A 7,514-nucleotide genomic window follows, 5' to 3' on the forward strand; every position below is an offset into this window, starting at 1 on the left:
ATCTCTCGTTAGCGGGAGGCGAATTCTACAGCGTTACACGCTGCTGTCAACACCTCTTTTTCAACTTCTTTCTGGCTTCGATGAACTGAAGCAACCCACTGCCGAAAACCTCATAACCCATTGAATCTCAAGGAGTTTTCCGTTTCGACTGCGCCGGAAGTGGGGCGAATTATAGGCTTCCAGAATCTGCCGTCAACCGTTAATTTCGCTTTTCTATCAATCACTTGCAGATCGGTTAAAAAACATCCAGATCCGCCTCTAACCAGGATCGAAACACCATTCCTCTATATAGAAGAAATGGTCAGAGCACCCCCTCCTCCTTCAGCGTAGCAACCGCTCCCGCCTCCAAACCCAATACCCGCTGTAATACCTCCAACGTGTGCTCACCCAATAAAGGAGGCGCTCGGCGATACTCGACCGGGGTCTGCGACATCCGAATAGGGCTCGCCACCTGGGGTACCATCCCTGCCAACGCATGCGGCAATTCAATTGCCAACCCCCGCGCCTTGACTTGCGGATCATCAAATACCTGCGACAGATCGTTGATCGGCCCGCACGGCACACCCGCCAGCTCCAACTGGGCCACCCATTCAGCCGTAGTCTTGAACACCGTCGCCTGTCGGATGAGGGGAATCAGCACCGCCCGATTCGCCACCCGCAGCTTATTAGTAGCGAAACGCGGATCATCAGCCCACTGCGGTTGCCCCGCCACTTCCGCGAATTTGCGGAACTGACCGTCATTACCCACGGTAAGAATGAAATCACCATCAGCCGTCGGGAAGTCCTGATAAGGCACGATGTTGGGATGCGCATTGCCAAGACGCTTAGGCGCATTGCCAGTGGTCAGGTAGTTCATCGCCTGGTTAGCCAGGCAGGCCACCTGCACATCCAGCAACGCCATATCGATGTGCTGCCCCCCACCGTCATGATCGCGATGGGCCAGTGCCGCGAGGATCGCCACCGTCGAATAGAGCCCCGTCAGAATATCCGTCAGCGCCACCCCGACCTTCACCGGCCCCGCCCCCTCATCACCCTCGGGCCGACCGGTCAGACTCATCAGTCCGCCCAGCCCCTGAATCATGAAGTCATAACCAGCGCGCTTGGCATACGGCCCGGTCTGACCGAAGCCGGTGATCGAGCAGTAGATCAGATCCGGATTGACTGCCTTCAGCGACTCGTAATCCAACCCATAAGCCGCCAAGCCGCCGACCTTGAAGTTCTCGATCAAGATGTCGGACTTGGCCGCCAGTTCCCGCACAAGTTTTTGCCCTTCAGGGCGGGTGAAGTCGATGGTCACCGATTGCTTGTTACGGTTGGCCGACAGGTAATACGCGGCTTCGGACGTGTTCTCGCCATAGGCGTCTTTAAGGAAGGGCGGCCCCCAGGCGCGAGTATCGTCACCATTGCCCGGGCGCTCGACCTTGATCACCTCAGCGCCAAGGTCGGCGAGGATCTGCCCGGCCCAAGGCCCGGCCAGCACTCGCGATAAATCCAGTACCCGCAGATGCGACAGCGCGCCCATGGTCGCTCTCCTGTTAATAGAACGCCTGCAGACCGGTTTGCGCGCGCCCGAGGATCAGCGCGTGAACGTCGTGGGTACCTTCATAGGTATTCACCACTTCCAGGTTGACCAGATGACGGGCCACACCGAACTCGTCGGAAATGCCATTACCACCGAGCATGTCACGGGCCATACGGGCGATATCCAGCGACTTGCCACACGAGTTGCGTTTCATGATCGACGTGATTTCAACGGCAGCCGTGCCTTCGTCCTTCATACGACCCAGACGCAAGCAGCCTTGCAGCGCCAACGTGATCTCGGTTTGCATGTCGGCGAGCTTCTTCTGAATCAATTGAGTAGCAGCCAGTGGTCGGCCGAACTGCTGGCGATCCAGCGTGTATTGGCGAGCGGTGTGCCAGCAGAATTCGGCAGCGCCCAGTGCGCCCCAGGAAATGCCGTAGCGCGCGGAGTTGAGGCAGGTGAAAGGACCTTTCAGACCGCGCACGTCCGGGAAAATGTTCTCTTGCGGCACGAACACGTTGTCCATCACGATCTCACCGGTGATCGAAGCACGCAGGCCGACCTTGCCGTGAATCGCCGGAGCGCTCAGCCCTTTCCAGCCTTTCTCCAGTACGAAGCCACGGATGTCGCCAGCATCGTCCTTGGCCCACACCACGAACACGTCGGCAATCGGGCTGTTGGTGATCCACATCTTCGCGCCGGTCAGACTGTAACCGCCGTCGACCTTGCGAGCCCGGGTAATCATCGCGCCCGGGTCGGAACCGTGGTTCGGCTCGGTCAGACCGAAGCAGCCGATCCATTCGCCGGACGCCAGTTTTGGCAGGTATTTCTGCTTCTGCGCTTCGGTGCCGAATTCGTTGATCGGCACCATCACCAGCGAGGACTGCACGCTCATCATCGAGCGATAGCCGGAATCGACACGCTCCACTTCACGGGCAATCAAGCCGTAGCTGACATAGTTGAGGCCGCTGCCACCGTATTGCTCCGGGATGGTTGCGCCCAACAGGCCGACCTCCCCCATCTCGCGGAAGATCGCTGGGTCAGTCTTCTCATGGCGGAAGGCTTCGAGGACACGCGGTGCGAGGCTCTGTTGAGCGAACTGCTCGGCGGTGTCGCGGATCATGCGCTCTTCTTCAGTGAGCTGTTGATCCAGCAGCAGGGGATCGATCCAGTTGAAGCTAGCTTTACCGCCCATGAGTGTGTCCTCGCAAATCGGTGAATTAACGTGGCATTGATCCTAGGCGCGGTTCGTCGTCACGGCAAACGAGGATTTCGCATTCTGTTGTGCTAATTTCTCACTCCGAAACGTCGCTAAATGCCTTTTATGCGGCGCATTAGTGAGGTTGATGTACATGCGCAGAAAGATCCCCAGCACAACTGCCCTGATCAGCTTCGAGGCCGCCGCGCGGCACGAGAGCTTTACCAAAGCTGCCGAAGAACTTTCCCTCACCCAAGGCGCCATTTGCCGACAGATCGCCAGCCTTGAGGAGTTCCTCAGCGTAGAACTGTTCCGACGTTCGAGACGTGGGGTGAAGCTGACCGAAGCGGGACTTTCCTACAGCCGCCGGGTGGCAACACAACTCGATGCAGTTGAACGGGATACGCTGTCGGTGATGGGCCAACAGGGGACCAACGTGATCGAACTGGCGGTGGTGCCGACATTCGGTACGCAATGGCTGCTGCCACGACTGAAGGATTTCCAGCTCAAGCATCCGGAAGTGACGGTCAATCTGACCAACCGCACCCGGCCGTTCCTGTTTGCCGACACTGAGTTCGACGCCGCGATCTACTTCGGCGACGCGGATTGGTCGGGTACCGAATCCCACAGGTTGATGGGCGAGAATCCGATGCCGGTGTGCAGCCCCGACCTACTCGGTAACAAGACACACCTGACAGCCCAAGAAATCGCCGATCTACCGTTACTGCAGCAAACCACTCGTCCCTATGCCTGGCGCCAGTGGTTTAACTCCCAGCACTTGAATATCCCTCGCGACATGACAGGCCCGCGTTACGAGCTATTCTCCATGCTCGCCCAAGCGGCCATGCACGACATGGGCATCGCGCTGATTCCGCCCTTCCTGATCCAGCGGGAATTGGGGGAGAAGCGCTTGGTGATTGCCAACCCGCAGGCCCTGTCCAGCATCAAAGCTTATTACCTGATGATTCCGGAGCGAAAGGTCGAATCAGCGTCTCTAAAGGCATTTCGCGATTGGCTGGTGAATCAGGCGAACAGCTACAGCCTTGAAGGATAAAGGCTCTTCGCCGTAGTTGACTCCGTAGTCAGCAAATGAAAAGCGCTACAGATATAAATATTTGTCGCATTTTCACAGACTGTATCCGAAAGTCGTACAGACGTCCCACAAGCGCCTAATGGCGTGGCTTTGAGCCTCTATTCACGACTCATCACTGCCTATTCACGTCACCGATGAGAAAAAATTTCAAATTCAGCCAGAATCCTTGAAAAGCACGGCCTGCAAGGGGTTCAGCCGGTCATCTGCGACATTCGGTCACGGGATGACTTGTAGTTAATTTTCCGTCACCCGTCATAATCCCTTGAAGGGCATAAAGTTCGCCTGCAAAATGCCGCGCCCCGCCTTGATTCGGCGGGATCGTGCTGATCGGCCGCCCCAGTCGCACCATCCGCAGTGCCTGGGTTTACTCAATAAGATCACGCAGGAGATTTGACGTGCACATTGGTGTTCCTCTCGAAACCCAGACCGGTGAAACACGGGTTGCTGCAACCCCGGAAACCATTAAAAAGCTGATCAGCCAAGGTCATAAGGTCACTGTGCAAACCGGCGCCGGCATTAAGGCCAGTGTTGTCGACAGTGCCTATGAAGCGGCAGGCGCAACGATTGGCAGTGCCAATGACGCGTTCGGTGCCGAGCTGATTCTCAAAGTGGTCGCCCCGAGCGACGCCGAGCTGACGCTGATCAAGCGTGGCACGGTGCTGGTGGGCATGCTCAACCCGTTCAATAACGAAACCATCGCCAAAATGGCCGAGTGCGGGATTACCGCGTTCGCCCTGGAGGCGGCACCACGCACCTCGCGGGCGCAGAGTCTCGATGTGTTGTCGTCCCAGGCGAACATTGCCGGCTACAAGGCTGTGTTGCTGGCCGCTCACTACTATCCGCGTTTCATGCCGATGCTGATGACGGCGGCGGGCACCGTGAAAGCGGCGCGCGTGCTGATCCTCGGTGCAGGTGTGGCGGGTTTGCAGGCGATCGCGACAGCGAAACGTCTGGGAGCGGTGATCGAAGCGTCCGACGTACGTCCGGCCGTGAAGGAACAGATCGAATCCCTCGGCGCCAAGTTCGTCGACGTGCCCTACGAGAACGATGAAGAGCGCGAATGCGCCGTCGGTGTCGGCGGTTACGCACGACCAATGCCGGCGAGCTGGATGCAGCGTCAGGCCCAGGCTGTGCACGAGCGCGCCAAGCAAGCTGACATCGTCATCACTACCGCGTTGATTCCGGGCCGCAAGGCACCGACGCTGTTGAGCGCCGATACCGTGGCGCAGATGAAACCGGGGTCGGTGGTCATCGATCTCGCGGCGGCTCAGGGCGGCAACTGCCCGCTGACCGTGGCCGATCAGGTGGTGATCGAGAACGGCGTGACCCTTTGCGGCCCGACCAATCTGGCCGGTGAAGTCGCTGCAGACGCCTCGGCGCTGTACGCGCGCAACCTGTTGGACTTCCTGAAGCTGGTCTTCACCAAAGAAGGCCAGTTCGAAGTGAACCTCGAAGACGACATCGTCGCCGCGTGCCTGATGTGCCGCGACGGCCAAGTCATCCGCAAAAACGCCTAAGCAGGGATTCAGACGATGGAAGAGCTTATCTCCCCCGGTATCTACAACCTGATCATCTTTGTGCTGGCGATTTATGTCGGTTACCACGTGGTCTGGAACGTAACCCCCGCGCTGCACACACCATTGATGGCGGTAACCAACGCCATTTCCGCCATCGTGATCGTCGGCGCCATGCTGGCTGCGGCCCTCACTGTCACGCCACTGGGCAAGACTATGGGCACCCTGGCCGTGGCACTCGCCGCAGTCAACGTGTTCGGCGGCTTCCTGGTCACCCGCAGAATGCTTGAGATGTTCAAGAAGAAAGCCCCGAAAGTAAAAGAAGAGGCGCCATCGTCATGAGCATGAATCTCGTCACGACGCTCTACTTGATCGCGTCGATCTGCTTCATCCAGGCTCTCAAGGGCCTGTCGCACCCCACCACGTCGCGACGCGGCAACCTGTTCGGCATGCTTGGCATGGCGCTGGCGGTGCTCACCACCGTGGGCCTCATCTATAAGCTGGGCGCTGAGTTGGCTACCGCAGGCATTGGCTACGTAATCGTTGGCCTGCTGATCGGCGGCACCGCCGGCTCGATCATGGCCAAGCGCGTAGAAATGACCAAGATGCCTGAACTGGTAGCGTTCATGCACAGCATGATCGGCCTGGCTGCAGTGTTCATCGCGATTGCCGCGGTGGTCGAGCCGCAGTCCCTGGGCATCGTCAAACACCTGGGCGACTCGATTCCTGCCGGTAACCGCCTGGAACTGTTCCTCGGCGCGGCCATCGGTGCCATTACCTTCTCCGGTTCGGTGATCGCCTTCGGCAAATTGTCCGGCAAGTACAAGTTCCGCCTGTTCCAGGGCGCACCGGTACAGTTCGGCGGCCAGCACAAACTGAACCTTGTGCTCGGCCTCGCTACGTTGGGCCTGGGCCTGGCGTTCATGTTCACCGGCAACCTCACCGCCTTCGCGCTGATGCTGGCCCTGGCCTTCGTGCTTGGCGTGCTGATCATCATCCCGATCGGCGGCGCGGACATGCCTGTGGTCGTCTCGATGCTCAACAGCTACTCCGGCTGGGCAGCGGCGGGCATCGGTTTCTCGCTGAACAACTCGATGCTGATCATCGCCGGCTCGCTGGTGGGCTCCAGCGGCGCGATCCTGTCGTACATCATGTGCAAGGCGATGAACCGTTCCTTCTTTAATGTGCTGCTCGGCGGTTTCGGCAATGCGCCGGATGCCGGTGCAGCGGCGGGCTCTAAAGAAGCACGCCCGGTCAAATCCGGCTCGGCTGACGACGCGACCTTCCTGCTGACCAACGCCGACACCGTGATCATCGTCCCGGGTTACGGCCTGGCCGTAGCACGTGCACAGCATGCGCTCAAGGAACTGACCGAGAAGCTGACCCACCACGGCGTCACCGTGAAGTACGCGATCCACCCAGTGGCCGGCCGTATGCCAGGGCACATGAACGTCCTGCTCGCCGAGGCCGAAGTGCCTTACGACCAGGTGTTCGAGATGGAAGACATCAACTCCGAGTTCGGCCAGGCCGACGTGGTGCTGGTGCTGGGCGCGAACGACGTGGTCAACCCGGCCGCCAAGAACGATCCGAATTCACCGATCGCAGGCATGCCGATTCTCGAAGCCTTCAAGGCCAAGACCATCATCGTCAACAAGCGCTCGATGGCCAGCGGTTATGCCGGTCTGGATAACGAACTGTTCTACCTAGACAAGACCATGATGGTTTTCGGTGACGCCAAGAAGGTCATCGAAGATATGGTTAAGGCAGTCGATTGAAACTAATGGCCAAGGATGGCCATCATCCTAACGCCTGCGCACTGAAGACGCGCGCGGCGTCAGAAAACAATTAATGTTCTGGTCATGTGCTCTAGTAGTTGTGGAAAAAATAATAGCGCCTTTAGCTTCCTAAGCAAGAGTGAGAAAATAATGAAAATAAAATCTCTTCAGTTGAGCATTATGTTTTACGCAGGGACTGCCATTCTCTCCGTAGTGGCAGTATTAGTGCTATATGCGCTAATCTCTGGAGAGAAAACCCAGAACTGGATCGGTGATAAAACCCGAGAGGTTTTGGGGGGGGAGGTTAAAGAGCACTTGGAAAACTCTGAAAAAGACTTTCTGATTTTGGCAAAATCCCCAGATTCCACCCGCCGAGTTTTCCGATGAAGCAGATGACCTTCGCCGACGCCGA

General features: G+C 58.1%; 6 protein-coding genes. 4 read left to right on the forward strand and 2 right to left on the reverse strand.

Annotated features, from left to right (window positions below):
• Positions 1 to 301 precede the first annotated feature (301 nt).
• Positions 302 to 1,522 carry a CaiB/BaiF CoA-transferase family protein gene (locus ACIOWA_RS26630; RefSeq protein ID WP_339432423.1) on the reverse strand — a complete coding sequence of 407 codons (1,221 nt, stop codon included), beginning with the start codon at positions 1,520 to 1,522 and terminating at the stop codon, positions 302 to 304.
• A gap of 13 nt (positions 1,523 to 1,535) precedes the next feature.
• Positions 1,536 to 2,717: an acyl-CoA dehydrogenase gene (locus ACIOWA_RS26635; RefSeq protein WP_339432422.1), complete on the reverse strand. Its 1,182-nt coding sequence runs from the start codon at positions 2,715 to 2,717 to the stop codon at positions 1,536 to 1,538.
• 157 nt (positions 2,718 to 2,874) lie between these two features.
• Between ACIOWA_RS26635 and ACIOWA_RS26640 the strand changes: the two genes are divergently transcribed.
• The 4 genes from ACIOWA_RS26640 to ACIOWA_RS26655 all read left to right on the forward strand — a co-directional run bounded on the left by ACIOWA_RS26640 (position 2,875) and on the right by ACIOWA_RS26655 (position 7,102).
• A complete protein-coding gene (locus tag ACIOWA_RS26640; protein ID WP_401162748.1) occupies positions 2,875 to 3,774 on the forward strand; it encodes a LysR family transcriptional regulator in 900 nt (299 codons plus the stop codon).
• A gap of 434 nt (positions 3,775 to 4,208) precedes the next feature.
• Positions 4,209 to 5,330: a Re/Si-specific NAD(P)(+) transhydrogenase subunit alpha gene (locus ACIOWA_RS26645; protein ID WP_401162750.1), complete on the forward strand. Its 1,122-nt coding sequence runs from the start codon at positions 4,209 to 4,211 to the stop codon at positions 5,328 to 5,330.
• A 15-nt stretch (positions 5,331 to 5,345) separates the two neighbouring features.
• Positions 5,346 to 5,669 (forward strand): NAD(P) transhydrogenase subunit alpha, encoded by a 324-nt coding sequence (locus tag ACIOWA_RS26650; protein ID WP_003170836.1) that lies wholly within the window; start codon positions 5,346 to 5,348, stop codon positions 5,667 to 5,669.
• On the forward strand, positions 5,666 to 7,102 hold the full coding sequence (locus tag ACIOWA_RS26655) for an NAD(P)(+) transhydrogenase (Re/Si-specific) subunit beta (protein WP_401162752.1): 1,437 nt from the start codon (positions 5,666 to 5,668) through the stop codon (positions 7,100 to 7,102). The genes ACIOWA_RS26650 and ACIOWA_RS26655 overlap by 4 nt, the downstream gene beginning before the upstream one ends.
• Positions 7,103 to 7,514: the final 412 nt, after the last annotated feature.

Origin of the sequence: Pseudomonas sp. NPDC087614, assembly GCF_044743485.1 — a bacterium.
Classification (GTDB): Bacteria; Pseudomonadota; Gammaproteobacteria; order Pseudomonadales; family Pseudomonadaceae; genus Aquipseudomonas; species Aquipseudomonas baetica_A.